Origin of the sequence: Diplocloster modestus, assembly GCF_019042245.1 — a bacterium.
Lineage (GTDB): Bacteria > Bacillota > Clostridia > Lachnospirales > Lachnospiraceae > Diplocloster > Diplocloster modestus.
The window spans coordinates 243,557-261,295 of sequence record NZ_JAHQCX010000004.1 but is presented as its reverse complement, the minus strand read 5'-3'; the positions used below and the strand labels follow the sequence as shown (position 1 = coordinate 261,295).

Genomic DNA, 17,739 nt, shown 5'->3' with positions numbered 1-17,739 from the left:
AGTCAGAGCCAGCAGATGAGGTATAAGAAGATGAAATCGACCAGAGAACAGACTATTTTAAGAATCATAAAGAGGCCAACACAGGAGGCTCTGCTTGGCCTGATCCGGAATGAAGAATATCATAACGATATCAAAAGACTGGCCGGAGAGGTGAGAGACCGAAGCTACGGGCATCGGGTATATCTGCGCGGGTTGATCGAGATCTCAAGCTATTGTAAAAACAACTGTTACTATTGCGGTATAAGGTCGGCAAATGCGAATGCTCTGCGCTACCGGCTGAATCGGGAACAGATACTGGGCTGCTGCCGGACCGGGGCGTCGCTGGGATTTTCCACCTTTGTTCTGCAGGGGGGCGAAGATCCCTGGTATACGGACGAGCGTCTCTGCGGGATTATCCGTTCGATCAAAGCGGAGTATCCAGGCTGTGCCGTTACACTGTCTCTGGGAGAACGATCCGGCGAATCCTACCGCCTTCTCTACGAAGCCGGTGCCGACCGCTATCTTCTCCGGCATGAGACAGCCACCCCGGCACACTATGCCAGACTCCACCCGCCGGCTCTAAGTCTCAGAAACCGGATGCAGTGTCTGACCAGCCTAAAGGAAATCGGCTACCAGACCGGCGCCGGCTTCATGGTAGGCTCTCCCTGCCAGAGTTTAGAACATTTGGCAGCAGATCTCAAATACATATCTGAACTTGCCCCTCAAATGGTGGGAATCGGTCCGTTTTTACCCCATCACGAATCCCCCTTTGCAGATTTCGCTTCCGATCCTTCCATGGCCACCGAAGTCCAGGACCCGCTCAACATGACAATCCTGATGGTAGCCCTAACCAGGCTTCTCCTGCCCTATGCCCTGATCCCTGCCACCACGGCGTTAGCCACGCTATCCCCGCAAGGCAGGGAAAAAGCACTGGACGCAGGAGCCAATGTAATCATGCCAAACCTGTCCCCTGAAGATGTCAGGGGAGCCTACCTTCTCTATGACAATAAAGCCAGCTTTGGCACAGAAGCGGCGGAATCCCTGGAAAAGAACCGGCAGGCGCTGGAAAAAAGCGGATATATCATGGATATGTCCCGCGGAGATTATAAGCAGAATGACATAGAAGCCTGCCTGAAACCAGAGTAGTCTGGAAAAGGGGACATGTCCATTCCGGTTTGGGACAGGTAGAATTCAGATTCTACCTGTCCCAAACCGGAATGGACATGTCCCCTTTTAACCGCCCCGGCTCTCTTCTTAGTAAAAACCGCTATAAAACAGCAAAAAACGGTAAAAAGATTGTCATAGTAAAATGATTGAATTCATCGTTCGATTATTGTATGATATTCATAGACGGTTTTGCAGGTATAAATGTTACCGTCTTTGGAATATATTAGTGAATATATATTAGAATATAAGAGGACCTATCAGTGAATCAGGAATTCTATAATCAAATAAGTCAAATTGTTGGCAGCGACAGCGTAAAACTGAAAGAAGCCATGAAGAAACACACTACGTTTCGGGTCGGCGGTCCTGCGGACTATTTTATTACCCCTCATACCATTCAGGAAATTCAGCAGACGATTCGAATCTGTAACGACTGCAAAATCCCTTACTATATACTTGGCAATGGAAGTAATCTACTGGTCAGCGACACCGGGTACCGGGGGGCTGTGATTCAGGTCTTTCAAAATCTGGATCAAATCCGGGTGCAGGGAACACACATCGCAGCGCAGGCCGGAGTATTGTTATCCCGTCTGGCAAAACGGGCGCTGGAGGAAGGCCTTGGCGGTCTGGAGTTCGCGGCCGGAATTCCAGGTACGGTCGGTGGAGCTTCGGTGATGAACGCAGGTGCCTATGGAGGAGAACTGAAGGATGTATGCACAGCGGTAACGATGCTGACACCGCAGGGCGAGCTTCGGGTACTTACCAGGGATGAGATGGAGTTCGGTTACCGGACCAGTGCAGTGGCTAAAGAACACGGTATTGTGGTGGAATCAGAATTTGAACTGACGCCCCGGGAAGCGGAATTGATCCGCGGGCGGATGGAGAAACTGCAGAAAGCCCGCAGTGAAAAGCAGCCACTGGAATATCCAAGCGCCGGCAGTACGTTTAAAAGGCCGGAGGGATATTTCGCCGGTAAGCTGATTATGGATGCGGGCCTTCGGGGCTGCCGGATCGGGGACGCGCAGGTGTCAGAGAAGCACTGTGGATTCGTGATTAACCGCGGGAGTGCTACCGCATCCCAGATTATGCAGCTGATCCGGCATATACAGGCCGAAGTAAAAGAACAGTTTGGCGTTACTCTGGAGACAGAGGTCAAGACGCTTGGATGTTTCGAGGGAGTAGACTAAATGAGATTTGTCATTGTAACCGGGATGTCCGGTGCGGGAAAAAGTACCGCTTTGAAAATGTTGGAGGATGTGGGCTATTATTGTGTGGATAATCTGCCCATTTCTCTGATCAGCAAATTTGCGGAGCTTACCTATGCTCCGTCCAGCGAGATCTCAAAGGTCGCGCTGGGAGTAGACATCCGCAGCGGACAGGCTCTGGGAGAACTGGAGCAGGTGCTGGAAGGGATGGTTGTGGCCGGATTCACTTATGAAGTCCTTTTTCTGGATGCGGAGGATGAAGTACTGGTCAAGCGATACAAGGAGACCAGGCGGAGCCATCCGCTGTCTGGGGGCGGACGGGTGGATAAAGGGATTCAGGAAGAACGGCGGAAACTGGAATTTTTGAAAAAACAGGCGGATTACATCATTGATACCAGCCAATTATTGACAAGAGAATTAAAGGCAGAACTGGATAAAATATTTGTACAGAATCAGGAATTTAAAAATCTGGTGATCACCATCCTGTCCTTTGGTTTTAAGTATGGAATCCCCAGTGATTCTGATCTGGTCTTTGATGTGCGTTTTTTGCCCAACCCCTATTATATTGATGAACTGAAACCCAGGACTGGAAATGACAAAGAAGTGCAGGAATATGTGATGGGTTTTGACGTTTCTCACGAATTTTTAAATAAATTAGTCGAGATGTTGAAGTTTTTAATACCAAACTATATAATAGAAGGTAAAAATCAGCTTGTAATCAGTATTGGTTGTACCGGAGGCAAGCATCGCTCCGTGACATTGGCGAATAAGCTGTACGAGGCCCTTGGCAACTCTGTCGAATACGGGCTGAAGATTGAACACCGGGATATTGAAAAGGATGCCGTGCGCAAAGCATAGAGATCCCTTATAAGGAGGAAGCTATGTCCTTTTCCAGTGAGGTCAAGGAAGAACTTTCCAGGCAGGTAAACCGGGCCAGGCATTGCCAGATCGCAGAGATCGCAGCTATTATCGGCATGTGCGGCCGAATCCAGATCACGGAGAAAAACAGATATTTTGTGAAGATTCATACGGAAAATATTGCAGTTGCCAGAAAGTACTTTACATTATTGAAAAAAACCTTTAATATAAAGACGGAAATTTCTATTCGAAGGAATGTATATCTTAAAAAAAGCAAAACCTATTTGCTGACGGTAAAAGATCCGGAGGATTCTCTCCGCATACTGCAGGCTACAAAGCTATTGGATATGCTGCCAAATGATGAGGACGATGAAGTCCCGCTGGTCAATCATCTGGTGATCCAGCGCGCCTGCTGCAGGCGGGCCTTCATAAGAGGTGCGTTTCTGGCGGCGGGTTCTATCAGTGATCCGGAGAAATTCTATCATTTGGAAATCGTCTGTGCCACGATGCCGAAAGCTGTACAGCTTCAGGAAATCATACGCAGCTTCGATATAGAAGCTAAAATTGTATTGCGAAAGAAGTACTATGTGGTTTATATTAAAGAGGGAGCCCAGATTGTGGACATCCTGAATGTGATGGAGGCTCACGTTTCCCTGATGAATCTGGAAAATGTCCGGATTCTGAAGGATATGCGGAATTCCGTTAACCGGCAGGTAAACTGCGAGACAGCCAATATCAATAAAACTGTCTCGGCAGCGGTCAAGCAGATGGAGGATATCCGCTATATACAGCAGAACGTCGGATTCGACGATCTGTCGGAAGGGCTAAGTGAGATCGCAACATTGAGACTGGAGTATCCGGAAGCTACTTTAAAAGAGCTGGGTATGCTGCTTACGCCCCAGGTGGGAAAGTCAGGGGTAAATCATAGACTGAGAAAATTAAGTAGTTTAGCGGAAGAGCTAAGGCAAAACAAGGAGGAGTAATTATGATTAAGAAACCTATTACCATTCAACTTTCATCTGGGTTGGAAGCACGGCCGGTCGCTATGTTGGTCCAGGTAGCCAGTCAATTCGAGAGTAGTATCTATGTGGAAATCGCAGAAAAAAAAGTGAATGCAAAGAGTATTATGGGTATGATGACTCTGGGCTTATCCGCTGGTGAAGAGGTCGTAGTGTCCGCTGATGGTGGAGATGAGGAAGACGCGATCGGTGAAATCGAAAAATACCTGAGCAGTTCAAAATAATAAATTAGAGAAGTATACCTTTTAAATAGGCGCCTGATGGGCGCCTGTTTTCCCGTTTTAATCAGAGGAAACACCCTGCGGGTATACCTAGATGCCTTATAATACAGGCATAATAAAGGAAACACCCTGCGGGTATACCTATATGCCTTATAATACAGGCATAATAGAGGAAACCAGGTGGACAAAATCTTGCCTGCCATAATTTGTAACATATGAAAAGGGGGATATTATGCAGTTATTAGTGCTGATACTGAAGAAAGTGGATCTGATGGAACATCTGATCCGGGAACTGGCGGAGGCCGGCGTGACCGGGGGAACGATACTGGAAGGTACCGGTATGGCGCAGGCCTTGATTAATATGGAGGAACTGCCCATGTTTGGAGTGCTGCGCTCCATGCTGACCTCGGATGAAAAAGAAACCTGCAAACTGATGCTGTTGGTACTGAAAGATGAGCAGGTGATGGACACCAGAAATGCCATTAAGAACGTCATCGGCGATATGAAAGAGCCGAATACGGGAATCATGTTCTCGATCCCGATTACCTATGTAGAAGGGCTGGGTGAGTCCTATGACGCTTAATACATTGACCTATCTGGCTATCGCCCTGTTTTTGGGACTGGCCGGAGGGAAACTGATTAAGCAGGTACATCTGCCGAACGTAACCGGCTACCTGATTATTGGTCTGCTGGCTGGTCCTTATTGTTTGAAGATACTGCCGCTTGAGACAATCGAAAGCTTTGATATCATCTCTGAGATTGCCCTCGGATTCATCGCTTTTTCCATCGGTTCCGAATTCAAGCTCTCCTATTTAAAAAAGGTAGGAAAATCTCCGGTTATCATCGCGGTCTGCGAAGGCGTGGCGGCCGTACTGCTGGTCGATCTGGTATTAATCCTGACTGGCCAGAACGTGGCGTTTTCATTGGTACTGGGGGCGATCGCCGCAGCCACAGCCCCTGCGGCCACGCTTATGGTAGTCAAGCAATATAAGGCCAAAGGCCCTGTGACCGAGACATTGCTTCCGGTTGTAGCCATAGACGACGCAGTTGCCCTGATGAGCTTTGGCATATCCGTGGCGATCGCGAAAGCCCTCACCTCCCAGGGAGAGGTGGCGTTGGCACAGACGCTTTTGGAGCCTGTATTCGAGATCGTAGGGGCACTGGTATACGGTGCGGTCCTGGGAATTATCTTAAGATTCCTGCTGAAACTGTTCACGGGACGTGGAACGAGGCTGTCCTGCATCATCGGTATGATTTTCCTGTGTATCGGAGTCTCCGATATACTGGGATTATCCTCCCTGCTGGCTTGCATGATGATGAGCGGTGTGCTGGTAAATATTTCCACGGAGATCGACGTCATGTTCCCGATTGTGGACAGACTGACTCCGCCGATCTTCATGCTGTTCTTCGTGATATCTGGCGCGGAGTTAAATATCGGGATCATTCCCACGATCGGGGTGGTCGGAGCGATCTATATCGTATTCCGTGTGGCCGGTAAGGCATTAGGCGCAGCCCTGGGCGCCAAGATTTCCAAAGCCCCTCCGGTAGTTTCGAAATACCTGGGCTTTACCCTCCTGCCCCAGGCCGGTGTGGCCATCGGCCTCTCAGGAATCGCTATGACCGTAGTGCCCGAACACGGAGCCGCGATCCGCGCGATCATACTCTGCGGTACCGTAATCTACGAGCTGGTCGGACCGCTGGCTACGAAGCTGGCGCTTACGAAGGCTGGGGAGATCAAAAAAGGATGACAGCATAGGCCCTCTGGTTTGGATGGATGGGAAATAATTCATAGAGGACAGTGTCCGCAATGCAAATACAGGAAAGATGATTATCCGGTTAAAAAGTCCGCAGGACTGACAGGGAAATATTAAAGTCAGTTCTGCGGACTGCTATGTTTTTAAAGCATATTAGAGTCTAGGGCAGGGAAATTGGTTCCAGCCCCTCATGGGCAGCTTCCATGAACTGCTTCCAGATTTCGCTGGGATAGGAGGAACCGTATAGATCCGGTAATTTGCGGGGCATATCGTACCCGACCCAGATACCTGTGGTGTAATAGCCGGTGTATCCCACGAACCAGCCGTCTTTGTTATCGTTTGTCGTACCGGTTTTGCCGGCGCTGTCCATTGCAGAGATGCGGGCACTTTTTCCGAGGCCCTTAGTCATAACACTTTTTAGAATGTCAGTCATCGTCCGGGCGGCATCCTCGGTATAGACCTGTTTTTCCTTCAGGGAGGTCTCGATAATGCTGTTACCGGCAGGATCGGTGATGCGCATAATACAGGTGGGAGCGCGGTAGCGGCCTCCATTTTCCAGGGCCGCGTAGCCGGATGTCATCTCCAGCGGAGTGGCTCCTTTGGTAAGTCCGCCGAGAGCCGCGGCCAGATTGTAGTCACCTTCCGTAATTTTGTAGAAATTCATCTCTTTTAAATAGGAAAGACCGACTTTTGGGGTTATTTCCTGAAACAGGTTCCAGGCTACCGTATTTTTGGACTGCTCTACGGCATAGCGCAGGGTGATGGAACCGGAATATTTTCCGTTGGAGTTATCGGGGCCTCCCTCTGTTTTGCGGTCCACTACCGTGGAATCCGGGGTGTAACCTTTCTCTAAGGCCGGGGTATAGACGATCAGCGGTTTGATCGAGCTTCCCGGCTGTCGGTAGCTCTGGTAAGCCCGGTTTAGGGAAAAAGGCATATCTTCCTGACTGCGGGCTCCGACGATGGCAGTTACATAGCCGGTAGCGTTGTCTATGGAGACACCGGCTCCCTGCAAGGCATAAGCACCCTCCGTGCCTAGAGTGGTATATTCAGACAGGCTGGCGTCGATGGCACTTTGCAGCTCCTGCTGTAACGTCATATCGATGGAGGTGTAGATTTGATATCCTTTGGTATAGAGATCCTGTCTGCACTGATCGTATAAAGTGTTATAAGAATCCTGGTAGGCCTGCTGGGTCTCCTCGCTGTCAAATTCACTTTGGAATTCAAAACCATCCATTTCCATCAGCGCGCGGACTGCACAGTAAGTAATATAACTGTCGGCCGATGTGGAGGTGGTTGTGACAGCCGTTTTTTCATGGAGCGTGATTTCTTCCGAGACAGCCTGCTGATACTGGTCGTCACTTATCCTACCGTCCTCTTTCATATTTGCCAATATCCGGTCTCTTCGTCCCAATGTATTATCCATATGGTCCTTGGGGTCGTAGAGTGTGGGATTGTTGGGAATCGCGCACAAAAATGCGATCTGGGACAAGTTAAGTTCGGAGACATCCTGATCGAAGTATCCGCGGCTGGCAGCCTGGATCCCGTAGTAACCGTCTGAAAAATAGATGTTGTTGATGTAAAATTCCAGGATATCATCCTTGCTGTAAATGCGCTCCAGCTGAAAGGATATAAATATTTCCTGGATTTTTCTCTGCCAGCTGACCTTGTGCGTCAGGAAAACATTCCGGGCCAGCTGCTGGGTGATGGTACTTCCGCCCTGGGTAATTTCATCCTGTTTGACCAGGGATACGGCGGAACGGATGATGCCGACCGGATCGATCCCGTGATGTTTATAAAAGCGCTTATCTTCAATACTGACAATGGCGTCTTTGACTTCCTGAGGAATCTGATCAGAAGGGAGATAATACATATCTTTATCACCTTTGAGGATCGTGATCAGGCTGCCGTCCTTATCATAGATCATTCCGGACTGGCCGGTCATGAAAGTGGAGCGGTCGGAATTAGCGACCAGTTCTTTTGCTTCCTTATATAAGGAATAGATTTTCGGCCCGTAAGAGATGGCGAAAATAGCAAAAGTCCCGAGAAGTACCGTCAGTATAAGGAACTGTATAAAATAAAAGCCCGCGGAGCCTTTTTTCCTGCGTTTTTTACGATTCCCATTGGAAGGGGCCTTTTTGGACGAGGATGGTTTCCGGGCCGGGCCGGATGTCCCCTTGCTTTGCTGGGAAGACTTGTGTGCAGAAGACGAATTTGATCTTTGAGCAGAAGTTTTTCTGCCTCCGGAATTTTGAGGTTTTTTTGTCTGTGCTGACATTCCTTGGCATCATTCCTTTCTGTACAGATGTAATAGCTACTTTATTAAAAGTAGCATAATGGAGAGGATTATTCAATGATATTACCTAAGCCGCAGCTTAATTTAAAGAAAACTTAAGATTGTTCATAAAAATGCAACGTTCGTACCGTTTCCTCCCTAGCTTCCTTGCGGAATTGGCTGGGAGTAAGTTTCATACTCTTCTTAAACTGGTTGCAGAAGGTAGCCGTATCCCGAAAACCACAGGAATATGCAATCTCTGTTATGGTGTACTGTGGGGAATGCAGCATTCCGGAAGCGGTTCGCAGTCTCAGCCTCATCAGATATTGTTTGGGAGAGATGTGTTCCTCCTGCATAAACAGGCGGTACAGGTACGAGCGGTCTACGCCGATATAAGCAGCAATATCCGAAATATGGATATTGTAGCTGTAATTATTATGGATGTAATCAATCGCTTTTTCCAGATATCCCTTTATGTGGCTGCGATCTTCGAACGGCTGCGTTCCCTGCATGATGCCCAACAGATGGAAGAAATACCCCATAAGAGTTAATGAGTTCTGATCGGTGGCGAGAAAGGCATCCGTTATGGCTGACATCACAGATGTCATGGCAGGCCGTGTATTCCTGTCTTCCGGACAGCGGTAGACAGGGGAATTCCTGAAACAGGTTCTCACTACATATTCCTCCACTCCCATTCCGTCAAATCCGATCCAGGCATATTTCCACGGATCGGTTCTGTCCGCCTGGTAAAAGGTCGATTCCATAGGGGAGATGAGAAATGCATCTCCTGCCTCCAGTCGGTATGTTTTCCCATTTCTTATAAAGGTGCCCCTGCCGTCCAGTATCGTATGGATCAGATAATGGGGACGTACGGCAGGCCCGAAGGAGTGGCCGGGCGTGCATTGTTCGCTTCCGCAAAAATAAATTGATAGAATCCCGGGTATTTTTTCGATAATCATAATCTCGGTCTCCCCACTGTTTTGAATAATCTGCCACAGCTGCGGATTGTGTAAAGGGGGTTAAGAACCCAAAAATACAACAAATTCACAATAATGTGACACAAATAAGATAGAATCTTACACACACTGATTATATAATATAGATCATAAGAAAGCAATATAATATGGTGCTATATGACATTGTAAAAAACCTGTAAAACCGGAAGGCCTTCTGGATAGTTCTTATCTATGCAACAAAATATAAAACTATGCAGCAGAATATAGCAAGTATTCAGGCACGTAAAAGCTGTATAGTAAAACCAATTTGTAAATAATTAAAAGGAAAGAGAAATGGAGGAATTATCATGTCAAAAATAACATTTATGGGTGCCGGAAGCACGGTGTTTGCCAGAAATGTACTGGGAGACTGTATGTGCAGTAAAGCTCTGCAAGACAGCGAGATAGCGCTGTATGATATTGACAGAAAGCGCCTGGAGGAATCTGCTGTCATTCTCGAAGCAATTAATAAAAATGTAAATCAAGGACGTGCCGTTATCAAAAAATATCTGGGTGTAGAACAGAGAAAAGAGGCGCTGAAAAATGCCGCATTTGTTGTAAATGCGATTCAGGTAGGCGGATATGACCCCTGTACTATAACCGATTTTGAAATTCCCCAAAAATACGGGCTTCGGCAGACCATAGCAGATACTATGGGCATCGGCGGAATTATGCGGGGACTGCGTACCATCCCCATATTGGAGGAGTTCGCCAGGGACATCGAAGATGTGTGTCCGGGCGCCCTTTTCCTGAATTATACAAACCCTATGGGAATCCTGACCGGCTATATGCAGCGTTACACGGGAGTAGAGACGGTAGGGCTCTGCCACAGTGTTCAGTGTTGTTCCAGCCATCTGCTGGAAGAGCTGCATATGGAGGATAAGCTGGAAGGTCGGTTGGAGACGATCGCAGGAATTAATCATATGGCATGGCTGCTGGAACTTAAGGACAAGGACGGCAATGACCTGTATCCGGAAATACGCAGAAGAGCAGCCGGGATGAATGCGGCGGGTAAACATAAAGATATGGTCCGGTTCGAGTACATAAAGCATCTGGGTTATTACTGTACGGAATCCAGTGAGCACAATGCTGAATATAACCCGTTTTTCATCAAATCCCGCTATCCGGAGCTGATCGACAGATTCAATATTCCGCTGGATGAATATCCCAGAAGATGTATGGATCAGATCAAAGGCTGGGAGGAAGAGCGCAGCAGCATCCTCAGCGACGGGAAGATTACCCATGACAGAAGTCTGGAATATGCTTCCTATATTATGGAAGCGGTTGTTACCGACCGGCCGTATAAGATTGGCGGAAATGTAATCAATCATGGTTCTATAGAGAATCTTCCGTCAGATGCCTGTGTGGAAGTTCCCTGCCTGGTGGATGGAACGGGTATTCATCCGACCTGGATCGGAAGGCTTCCGGTGCAGCTGGCGGCTATGAACATGAGCAACATCAATGTGCAGCTCCTGACCATTGAGGCGGCTGTTACAAGGAAGAAAGAATACATCTATCAGGCCGCTATGATGGACCCGCACACAGGGGCAGAGCTTAGTATAGATGATATTGTAAAGATGTGTGATGAGCTGGTTGACGCGCACGGGGATTATATGAGGATGTATAAATAGGCGGAAAACTGAATTTTCAATTCACTGCACTTTAAATGTAGATACCAGTCCCCTTTTTTAAGTTTCAGATTGATATTTCAAAACCTGTTCTTTATAATAGAAGAAACCAAGATGAATCACACGTCCAAAAGGAGCCATTATATTATGAAAGAACTCACCAGATGTACCTGGTGCCAGGACCACGGAATATTACAGGAGTATCATGACAACGAATGGGGAATCCCTGTCCATGATGACCGTAAGCAGTTCGAATTCCTCATGATGGAGGTTATGCAGTGCGGCCTGAACTGGACGATGATGTTGAAGAAGCGGGAAACCTTCCGCCGGTGCTTTGACGATTTCGACTATGAGAAAATAGCGGCCTATCAGGAAGCAAAGATTGAAGAGATCCTGCAGACACCGGACATGATCCGTTCCCGCAGAAAGATAGAGGCTGTAATCAATAATGCCAACTGCTTTCTCCGTATCCGGCAGCAATACGGGTCTTTCGACCATTACCTATGGTCCTTTACCGGCCGCAAAACTATCCTGTATAAAGAACACGCCGGCGGGAACCTGCCGGCTCAAAATAAACTGTCCGAAGATATCAGCAAAGATTTGAAGAACAAAGGCTTCAAATATTTGGGAGCCATTACCGTCTATTCACATCTGCAGGCCTGTGGTATGATCAACGACCACTCACCCGATTGCTTCCTATATAAAGAGTTACAGCAGAAATATCCGTATACCACAATATAAATTGAATGTTATTATGGGAAGGGACTGGCACCTTTCGGCAGTAAAGCGAAAGTTTCAAGCAACTGCGTGGAGAAAGGGGCCTGTCCCTGGTTGTCGGTCTGTGTGAGAAAAAAGTGCCTGCTTCTTGAATGTGGGTCTATCGAGTCAACATCCAGGGACAGGCCCCTTTCTCCATGCAGTTGCTTGAAACCTGTCTTTTCTGCCGAAAGGTGCCAGTCCCCGCCCAGTGGGCCATGAATTGAAACTCTTATTCCGAAAATTTACCAAAAAAAATTAAAAAAATACTTGCAATCCGCAGATCTTTCCTATATACTTAAACGTGCTGTGACATTGATAGCGTTGAAACGTGAGGTTGCTGCCCAAATGTGGCAGGTTTTCCGTGGAGCGAATGTCAAGTTAGGAAACTGGCGACAAGTCACTGTACCGAATAAGATCCGGATCAGCAGGATCGAGTATCTGAACGGTTTTTGACCGGGCAGAGCACACCGTGTAAGAATGTAGCAAACGCGACACACACGGAAGAGTGTACAGTCACCGCTTGTCGTACTGGTATGAAAAGTACGAAAAGGAGGCGACTTTTTTTATGGCAAGTCAAGTAATGAGAATCACATTGAAAGCGTATGATCATCAATTGGTGGATGCATCCGCGAAAAAAATCATCGAAACTGTGAAGAAGAATGGTGCTCAGGTGAGCGGACCGGTGCCGCTGCCCACGAAGAAAGAGGTAGTTACCATCCTGAGAGCGGTACACAAGTACAAAGACTCCAGAGAGCAGTTCGAGCAGAGAACTCATAAAAGACTGATCGACATTATCACACCTACCCCTAAGACGGTAGATGCATTGTCCAGACTGGAAATGCCCGCAGGTGTGTACATCGACATCAAAATGAAACAAAAATAAACAGCAATCGATACGGTATCCCCGTGTCGTTAAGGAAACTTGTTTTCCCGAACTAGTATGAACGCAGTTAAATAAGCATGGCCGCGTTCCGCTGTAGATTTAGGAGGTAAAGGAAAGAATGAAAAAAGCGATCTTAGCTACAAAGGTTGGAATGACCCAGATCTTCAACGAAGATGGCACGTTAGTTCCGGTAACCGTATTACAGGCTGGTCCCTGCGTGGTTACTCAGGTGAAAACCGCTGATAATGACGGATATGACGCCGTACAGGTCGGTTTCATGGACAAACGTGAGAATTTGGTGAACAAGCCTATGAAGGGCCAGTTCGACAAAGCAGGCGTATCCTGTAAGAGATTCGTTAAAGAATTCAAATTTGAAAATGCAAGTGAATATCAGCTGGCACAGGAAATCAAAGCAGATGTCTTTGAGAACGGCGAGAAAGTTGATGTTACTGCCATTTCCAAAGGAAAAGGATTCCAGGGCGCGATCAAGAGACATGGCCAGCACAGAGGACCCATGACCCACGGTTCCAAATATCACCGCCATGCCGGATCCAACGGTTCCGCATCCGATCCCAGTAAAGTATTCAAAGGCAAGAAGATGCCCGGACACATGGGAGCGAAGAAAGTTACGGTACAGAACCTGGAAGTTGTCCGCGCAGACGCAGAGAAGAACCTGCTGCTGGTAAAAGGCGCAGTACCCGGACCCAGGAAAGCATTAGTTATTATCAAAGAAACCGTGAAGACGGCGAAATAAGAGGCTTTGAGAAAGGAGGAACTTACAGATGGCAAACGTATCTGTTTATAATATGGAAGGCAAAGAAGTTGGTACGATGGAATTAAATGATGCCGTATTCGGTGTGGAAGTAAACGAGCACCTGGTACACATGGCAGTCGTAAACCAGCTTGCAAATAAGCGTCAGGGAACTCAGAAAGCGAAAACCCGTTCTGAAGTATCCGGCGGTGGAAAGAAACCCTGGAGACAGAAAGGAACCGGTCACGCAAGACAGGGTTCGATCAGAGCTCCTCAGTGGACGGGCGGCGGAGTTGTATTCGCACCGGTACCGAGAGACTACTCCTTTAAGATGAACAAAAAGGAAAAGAGAGCGGCACTTAAGTCGGCTTTGACTTCCAGAGTGATGGAAAGCAAATTCATCGTGCTGGATGATCTGAAATTCGATGAAATCAAAACCAAGAAGTTCCAGGAAGTTCTGAACAACTTAAAAGTGAACAAAGCTTTGGTTGTACTGAATGACAATGATGAGAAAGTGGTATTATCCGCAAGAAACATTCCGGAAGTCCGGACGGTTCTTACCAACACCATCAATGTATACGACATCTTAAAATACAACACAGTCATCACAACGAAGGCAGCTGTTGCAACCATCGAGGAGGTGTATGCATAATGGCAAGCATTCAATACTATGATGTAATCTTAAAACCGATTATCACGGAAAAAAGTATGAACGCGATGAGCGAGAAGAAATACACATTCTTAGTCCATCCGGAAGCAAACAAAACGATGATCAAGGAAGCAGTTGAGAAAATGTTCTCCGGAACAAAAGTAGCCAGTGTCAATACCATGAATCTGGAAGGCAAGACCAAGAGACGTGGAATGACCTACGGTAAAACTGCCAAGACCAAGAAGGCCATCGTGAAGCTGACCGAGGACAGCGCAGAAATCGAAATTTTCGAAGGGCTGTGATCACTTAGCGATGAGGAGCTTGCGACGAAGAGCTTAGTGAGAACGCCGTTCCAGAGACTCAGCGAGAGCGCGCCCTTTGCGGTCGAGCGCTAGTCGAACGGAACATACAATATAGCAACAAACAACAACCAAAACTTGAAAGGAGTGAAAAAAATGGGTATTAAAACCTATAACCCATATACACCTTCCAGAAGACATATGACCGGTTCTGATTTCTCCGAAATCACAAAGACTACCCCGGAAAAATCCCTGGTAGTATCTCTGAACAAAAACTCCGGCCGTAATAATCAGGGAAAGATCACAGTCAGACACCGCGGAGGCGGTTCCAGAAGAAAATACAGACTCATTGATTTCAAAAGAAAGAAAGACGGAATCCAGGCAAAAGTAATCGGTATCGAGTACGATCCGAACAGAAGCGCCAATATCGCACTGATCTGTTATGCAGACGGCGAGAAAGCATATATCCTGGCTCCGGAAGGCTTAAAGGACGGCATGAAGATCATGAACGGACCGGAAGCCGAAGTGAGAATCGGAAACTGCCTGCCGTTATCTGATATCCCGGTAGGTACCCAGGTACACAACATCGAGCTGTATCCCGGCCGCGGCGGACAGATGGTCCGTTCCGCAGGTACCAGCGCACAGCTGATGGCAAAAGAAGGAAAATACGCAACCTTACGTCTTCCCTCCGGTGAAATGAGAATGGTTCCCATCATCTGCCGTGCTTCCGTAGGTGTGGTAGGAAACGGCGAGCACAACCTGATCAACGTAGGTAAGGCAGGACGGAAACGTCACATGGGTATCCGCCCGACCGTACGTGGTTCCGTCATGAACCCCAACGACCATCCCCACGGTGGTGGTGAAGGTAAAACTGGTATTGGACGTCCTGGTCCTTGCACCCCTTGGGGCAAGCCTGCTCTGGGCCTGAAGACCAGAAAGAAGAACAAACAGTCCAATAAGCTGATTGTAAGAAGAAGAGACGGAAAGGCTATGAAATAAGGAGGTTAGAACCTATGGCTCGTTCATTAAAAAAAGGACCGTTCGCAGATGAGAGTTTATTAAAAAAGATCGACTCCATGAACGCATCCGGTGATAAATCGGTCATCAAGACCTGGTCCCGCCGTTCTACGATTTTCCCGCAGATGGTCGGACATACAATTGCAGTTCATGATGGAAGAAAGCATGTTCCGGTATATGTAACGGAAGACATGGTAGGCCACAAGCTGGGTGAGTTTGTCGCTACCAGAACCTATCGTGGACATGGCAAAGATGAGAAGAAATCGAAAGTAAGATAGGAGGTATTCTAAACCATGGCAAAAGGACATAGAAGCCAGATAAAAAGAGAGAGAAATGCCAATAAAGATACCAGACCTTCCGCAAAGTTATCTTATGCCAGAATGTCTGTCCAGAAGGCATGTTTCGTATTAGATGCCATCAGAGGGAAAGACGTGACTGCGGCTCTTGGTATTTTAGCGTATAACCCCAGATATGCTTCCGGCGTGATCGAAAAATTATTGAAATCCGCTATTGCAAACGCAGAAAACAATAATGGAATGAATCCGGAGAATCTTTACATTGCAGAGTGCTATGCAAACAAGGGACCTACAATGAAGAGAATCAGACCGAGAGCTCAGGGAAGAGCTTACCGGATTGAAAAAAGAATTAGTCACATTACCATTGTGTTGGATGAAAGATAAGGAGGGCAATCATGGGACAAAAAGTTAATCCGCATGGCTTAAGAGTCGGTATCATCAAAGATTGGGACTCTAAGTGGTATGCAGAAGATGAATTTGCTGATTATCTGGTAGAAGACTACAAAATCAGAAAATTCCTGAAAAATAAATTATTCAGTGCCGGGATTTCCAAAATCGAAATCGAACGTACTGCAGACCGTGTGAAAATCGTGATCTACACCGCAAAACCGGGCGTAGTCATCGGTAAAGGCGGATCTGAAATTGAAAAAGTAAAAGCAGAGCTTCAGAAATTTACTGACAAGAAATTGGTAGTAGATATCAAAGAAGTGAAAAGACCTGATAAAGATGCACAGTTAGTGGCTGAAAATATTGCGCAGCAGTTAGTGAACCGTATTTCCTTCCGCCGTGCGATGAAATCCTCCATGGGCAGAAGCTTAAAGTCTGGCGCTCTTGGAATCAAAACTTCCGTATCCGGCCGTTTAGGCGGTGCAGATATGGCCCGTACCGAGTTCTACAGCGAAGGTACGATTCCGCTTCAGACACTTCGTGCTGATATTGATTATGGATTCGCTGAGGCAGATACCACCTACGGCAAAGTCGGAGTTAAGGTGTGGATCTACAAAGGCGAAATACTTCCAACGAAAGCTGATAAGGAAGGGAGCGATAAATAATGTTAATGCCGAAAAGAGTAAAACGTCGGAAACAGTTCCGTGGCTCCATGAAAGGGAAAGCTTTAAGGGGCAATACCATCAGCAATGGTGAGTATGGTATCATTGCCATGGAACCCGGATGGATCAAATCGAACCAGATCGAGGCAGCCCGTGTTGCTATGACCCGTTACATCAAGCGTGGCGGCCAGGTTTGGATTAAAATATTCCCCGATAAACCAGTAACTACGAAACCGGCAGAAACACGTATGGGTTCCGGTAAAGGATCCTTAGAGTACTGGGTAGCCGTAGTGAAACCCGGCCGTGTGATGTTCGAGATCTCAGGTGTACCGGAGGAAACGGCGAAAGAGGCACTGCGTCTTGCAACCCATAAGTTGCCTGTGAAATGTAAAGTCGTTTCTCGCGCAGACTTAGAAGGCGGTGATAAACAGTGAAAACGAATAAATTTGTAGAAGAATTAAAATCGAAATCTGTTGTGGAATTAAAGGAAGAGTTAGTAGCTGCGAAAAAAGAGCTTTTTAACTTAAGATTCCAGAATGCGACAAATCAGTTAGATAACACAAGCAGAATCAAAGAAGTTCGCAAAAACATTGCCAGAATCCAGACCGTTCTGACTGAAGCTGCGAAAGCTGCTGAGTAATAGAGAGGAGCTACACAGATGGAAAGAAATCTGAGAAAAACCCGTACGGGCAAAGTTGTCAGCAATAAAATGGATAAAACCATCGTTGTTGCCGTAGAAGACCATGTAAGACATCCTCTTTACAAAAAGATCGTAAAGAGAACTTATAAATTGAAAGCTCATGATGAGAACAATGTGTGCAATATCGGCGATACCGTAAAAGTTATGGAAACAAGACCCATTTCCAAAGACAAGAGATGGAGACTTGTGGAAGTCGTAGAAAAAGTGAAATAATTTCTTCGGGTTAAATTTTAAGGAG

Annotated in this window: 22 protein-coding genes; 20 read left to right on the top strand and 2 right to left on the bottom strand. The window is 47.0% G+C overall.

Translation table 11 applies throughout. From position 1 onward, the window contains the following. Window positions 1-30 precede the first annotated feature (30 nt). The 7 genes from hydE to KTH90_RS08200 all read left to right on the top strand — a co-directional run bounded on the left by hydE (window position 31) and on the right by KTH90_RS08200 (window position 6,194). Window positions 31-1,125 (top strand): [FeFe] hydrogenase H-cluster radical SAM maturase HydE, encoded by a 1,095-nt coding sequence (gene hydE, locus KTH90_RS08230; RefSeq protein WP_158350397.1) that lies wholly within the window; start codon window positions 31-33, stop codon window positions 1,123-1,125. Between the two features lie 281 nt (window positions 1,126-1,406). Further along, a complete protein-coding gene (gene murB, locus KTH90_RS08225) occupies window positions 1,407-2,330 on the top strand; it encodes a UDP-N-acetylmuramate dehydrogenase (protein ID WP_158350169.1) in 924 nt (307 codons plus the stop codon). Further along, on the top strand, window positions 2,331-3,206 hold the full coding sequence (rapZ, locus tag KTH90_RS08220; RefSeq protein WP_158350168.1) for an RNase adapter RapZ: 876 nt from the start codon (window positions 2,331-2,333) through the stop codon (window positions 3,204-3,206). Between the two features lie 23 nt (window positions 3,207-3,229). Next, window positions 3,230-4,189 carry a DNA-binding protein WhiA gene (whiA, locus tag KTH90_RS08215; RefSeq protein WP_158350167.1) on the top strand — a complete coding sequence of 320 codons (960 nt, stop codon included), beginning with the start codon at window positions 3,230-3,232 and terminating at the stop codon, window positions 4,187-4,189. Window positions 4,190-4,191: 2 nt separating this feature from the next. Further along, window positions 4,192-4,449, top strand: coding sequence for an HPr family phosphocarrier protein (locus tag KTH90_RS08210; protein ID WP_158350166.1), 258 nt, complete (start codon window positions 4,192-4,194; stop codon window positions 4,447-4,449). Between the two features lie 229 nt (window positions 4,450-4,678). Further along, window positions 4,679-5,029 carry a hypothetical protein gene (locus KTH90_RS08205; protein ID WP_158350165.1) on the top strand — a complete coding sequence of 117 codons (351 nt, stop codon included), beginning with the start codon at window positions 4,679-4,681 and terminating at the stop codon, window positions 5,027-5,029. Further along, window positions 5,019-6,194: a cation:proton antiporter gene (locus KTH90_RS08200; protein ID WP_158350164.1), complete on the top strand. Its 1,176-nt coding sequence runs from the start codon at window positions 5,019-5,021 to the stop codon at window positions 6,192-6,194. The genes KTH90_RS08205 and KTH90_RS08200 overlap by 11 nt, the downstream gene beginning before the upstream one ends. 166 nt (window positions 6,195-6,360) lie before the next feature. Here the strand turns inward: KTH90_RS08200 and KTH90_RS08195 are convergent, their stop codons facing one another. Both KTH90_RS08195 and KTH90_RS08190 read right to left on the bottom strand, forming a co-directional pair. Further along, the gene (locus KTH90_RS08195; protein WP_158350163.1) at window positions 6,361-8,478 is read right to left on the bottom strand and encodes a transglycosylase domain-containing protein; all 2,118 of its coding nucleotides are present in this window, start codon (window positions 8,476-8,478) and stop codon (window positions 6,361-6,363) included. A 113-nt stretch (window positions 8,479-8,591) separates the two neighbouring features. After that, window positions 8,592-9,434, bottom strand: coding sequence for an AraC family transcriptional regulator (locus KTH90_RS08190; RefSeq protein ID WP_158350162.1), 843 nt, complete (start codon window positions 9,432-9,434; stop codon window positions 8,592-8,594). Between the two features lie 344 nt (window positions 9,435-9,778). Between KTH90_RS08190 and melA the strand changes: the two genes are divergently transcribed. The 13 genes from melA (at window position 9,779) to rpsQ (ending at window position 17,714) form a co-directional block, all read left to right on the top strand. Continuing rightward, entirely contained in the window at window positions 9,779-11,101 is a 1,323-nt protein-coding gene (gene melA / locus KTH90_RS08185) for an alpha-glucosidase/alpha-galactosidase (RefSeq protein ID WP_158350161.1), read from the top strand. Between the two features lie 144 nt (window positions 11,102-11,245). Then, entirely contained in the window at window positions 11,246-11,839 is a 594-nt protein-coding gene (locus KTH90_RS08180; protein ID WP_158350160.1) for a DNA-3-methyladenine glycosylase I, read from the top strand. A gap of 583 nt (window positions 11,840-12,422) precedes the next feature. Then, window positions 12,423-12,740 carry a 30S ribosomal protein S10 gene (rpsJ, locus tag KTH90_RS08175; RefSeq protein ID WP_158343542.1) on the top strand — a complete coding sequence of 106 codons (318 nt, stop codon included), beginning with the start codon at window positions 12,423-12,425 and terminating at the stop codon, window positions 12,738-12,740. A gap of 118 nt (window positions 12,741-12,858) precedes the next feature. Next, window positions 12,859-13,494 carry a 50S ribosomal protein L3 gene (gene rplC, locus KTH90_RS08170; RefSeq protein ID WP_158350159.1) on the top strand — a complete coding sequence of 212 codons (636 nt, stop codon included), beginning with the start codon at window positions 12,859-12,861 and terminating at the stop codon, window positions 13,492-13,494. 28 nt (window positions 13,495-13,522) lie between these two features. After that, complete coding sequence (gene rplD / locus KTH90_RS08165) at window positions 13,523-14,143, top strand: 50S ribosomal protein L4 (protein ID WP_158350158.1); 621 nt, start codon at window positions 13,523-13,525, stop codon at window positions 14,141-14,143. Continuing rightward, window positions 14,143-14,442 carry a 50S ribosomal protein L23 gene (gene rplW, locus KTH90_RS08160; protein WP_158350157.1) on the top strand — a complete coding sequence of 100 codons (300 nt, stop codon included), beginning with the start codon at window positions 14,143-14,145 and terminating at the stop codon, window positions 14,440-14,442. Before rplD ends, rplW begins: the two co-directional genes overlap by 1 nt. Before the next feature lie 153 nt (window positions 14,443-14,595). Continuing rightward, entirely contained in the window at window positions 14,596-15,438 is an 843-nt protein-coding gene (rplB, locus tag KTH90_RS08155) for a 50S ribosomal protein L2 (protein ID WP_158350156.1), read from the top strand. Between the two features lie 14 nt (window positions 15,439-15,452). Beyond that, complete coding sequence (gene rpsS, locus KTH90_RS08150) at window positions 15,453-15,734, top strand: 30S ribosomal protein S19 (RefSeq protein ID WP_158343531.1); 282 nt, start codon at window positions 15,453-15,455, stop codon at window positions 15,732-15,734. Window positions 15,735-15,749: 15 nt separating this feature from the next. After that, window positions 15,750-16,136, top strand: a complete 387-nt coding sequence (gene rplV / locus KTH90_RS08145) for a 50S ribosomal protein L22 (protein ID WP_158343529.1) — start codon at window positions 15,750-15,752, stop codon at window positions 16,134-16,136. An 11-nt stretch (window positions 16,137-16,147) separates the two neighbouring features. Continuing rightward, window positions 16,148-16,804, top strand: a complete 657-nt coding sequence (gene rpsC / locus KTH90_RS08140; RefSeq protein ID WP_158343527.1) for a 30S ribosomal protein S3 — start codon at window positions 16,148-16,150, stop codon at window positions 16,802-16,804. Continuing rightward, entirely contained in the window at window positions 16,804-17,235 is a 432-nt protein-coding gene (gene rplP / locus KTH90_RS08135) for a 50S ribosomal protein L16 (RefSeq protein ID WP_158343524.1), read from the top strand. The genes rpsC and rplP overlap by 1 nt, the downstream gene beginning before the upstream one ends. Continuing rightward, window positions 17,232-17,441 (top strand): 50S ribosomal protein L29, encoded by a 210-nt coding sequence (gene rpmC, locus KTH90_RS08130; protein ID WP_158350155.1) that lies wholly within the window; start codon window positions 17,232-17,234, stop codon window positions 17,439-17,441. Before rplP ends, rpmC begins: the two co-directional genes overlap by 4 nt. Window positions 17,442-17,459: 18 nt before the next feature. Next, window positions 17,460-17,714 (top strand): 30S ribosomal protein S17, encoded by a 255-nt coding sequence (gene rpsQ, locus KTH90_RS08125; protein WP_158343520.1) that lies wholly within the window; start codon window positions 17,460-17,462, stop codon window positions 17,712-17,714. Window positions 17,715-17,739 lie beyond the last annotated feature (25 nt).

What these genes read in the sequence shown, in the direction of transcription:
- hydE (WP_158350397.1), top strand. Translation starts at nt 31, where the DNA reads ATGAAATCGACCAGAGAACAGACTATTTTAAGAATCATAAAGAGGCCA.
- rapZ (WP_158350168.1), top strand. Translation starts at nt 2,331, where the DNA reads ATGAGATTTGTCATTGTAACCGGGATGTCCGGTGCGGGAAAAAGTACC.
- whiA (WP_158350167.1), top strand. Translation starts at nt 3,230, where the DNA reads ATGTCCTTTTCCAGTGAGGTCAAGGAAGAACTTTCCAGGCAGGTAAAC.
- KTH90_RS08210 (WP_158350166.1), top strand. Translation starts at nt 4,192, where the DNA reads ATGATTAAGAAACCTATTACCATTCAACTTTCATCTGGGTTGGAAGCA.
- KTH90_RS08205 (WP_158350165.1), top strand. Translation starts at nt 4,679, where the DNA reads ATGCAGTTATTAGTGCTGATACTGAAGAAAGTGGATCTGATGGAACAT.
- KTH90_RS08200 (WP_158350164.1), top strand. Translation starts at nt 5,019, where the DNA reads ATGACGCTTAATACATTGACCTATCTGGCTATCGCCCTGTTTTTGGGA.
- KTH90_RS08195 (WP_158350163.1), bottom strand. Translation starts at nt 8,478, where the DNA reads ATGTCAGCACAGACAAAAAAACCTCAAAATTCCGGAGGCAGAAAAACT.
- KTH90_RS08190 (WP_158350162.1), bottom strand. Translation starts at nt 9,434, where the DNA reads ATGATTATCGAAAAAATACCCGGGATTCTATCAATTTATTTTTGCGGA.
- melA (WP_158350161.1), top strand. Translation starts at nt 9,779, where the DNA reads ATGTCAAAAATAACATTTATGGGTGCCGGAAGCACGGTGTTTGCCAGA.
- KTH90_RS08180 (WP_158350160.1), top strand. Translation starts at nt 11,246, where the DNA reads ATGAAAGAACTCACCAGATGTACCTGGTGCCAGGACCACGGAATATTA.
- rpsJ (WP_158343542.1), top strand. Translation starts at nt 12,423, where the DNA reads ATGGCAAGTCAAGTAATGAGAATCACATTGAAAGCGTATGATCATCAA.
- rplC (WP_158350159.1), top strand. Translation starts at nt 12,859, where the DNA reads ATGAAAAAAGCGATCTTAGCTACAAAGGTTGGAATGACCCAGATCTTC.
- rplD (WP_158350158.1), top strand. Translation starts at nt 13,523, where the DNA reads ATGGCAAACGTATCTGTTTATAATATGGAAGGCAAAGAAGTTGGTACG.
- rplW (WP_158350157.1), top strand. Translation starts at nt 14,143, where the DNA reads ATGGCAAGCATTCAATACTATGATGTAATCTTAAAACCGATTATCACG.
- rplB (WP_158350156.1), top strand. Translation starts at nt 14,596, where the DNA reads ATGGGTATTAAAACCTATAACCCATATACACCTTCCAGAAGACATATG.
- rpsS (WP_158343531.1), top strand. Translation starts at nt 15,453, where the DNA reads ATGGCTCGTTCATTAAAAAAAGGACCGTTCGCAGATGAGAGTTTATTA.
- rplV (WP_158343529.1), top strand. Translation starts at nt 15,750, where the DNA reads ATGGCAAAAGGACATAGAAGCCAGATAAAAAGAGAGAGAAATGCCAAT.
- rpsC (WP_158343527.1), top strand. Translation starts at nt 16,148, where the DNA reads ATGGGACAAAAAGTTAATCCGCATGGCTTAAGAGTCGGTATCATCAAA.
- rplP (WP_158343524.1), top strand. Translation starts at nt 16,804, where the DNA reads ATGTTAATGCCGAAAAGAGTAAAACGTCGGAAACAGTTCCGTGGCTCC.
- rpsQ (WP_158343520.1), top strand. Translation starts at nt 17,460, where the DNA reads ATGGAAAGAAATCTGAGAAAAACCCGTACGGGCAAAGTTGTCAGCAAT.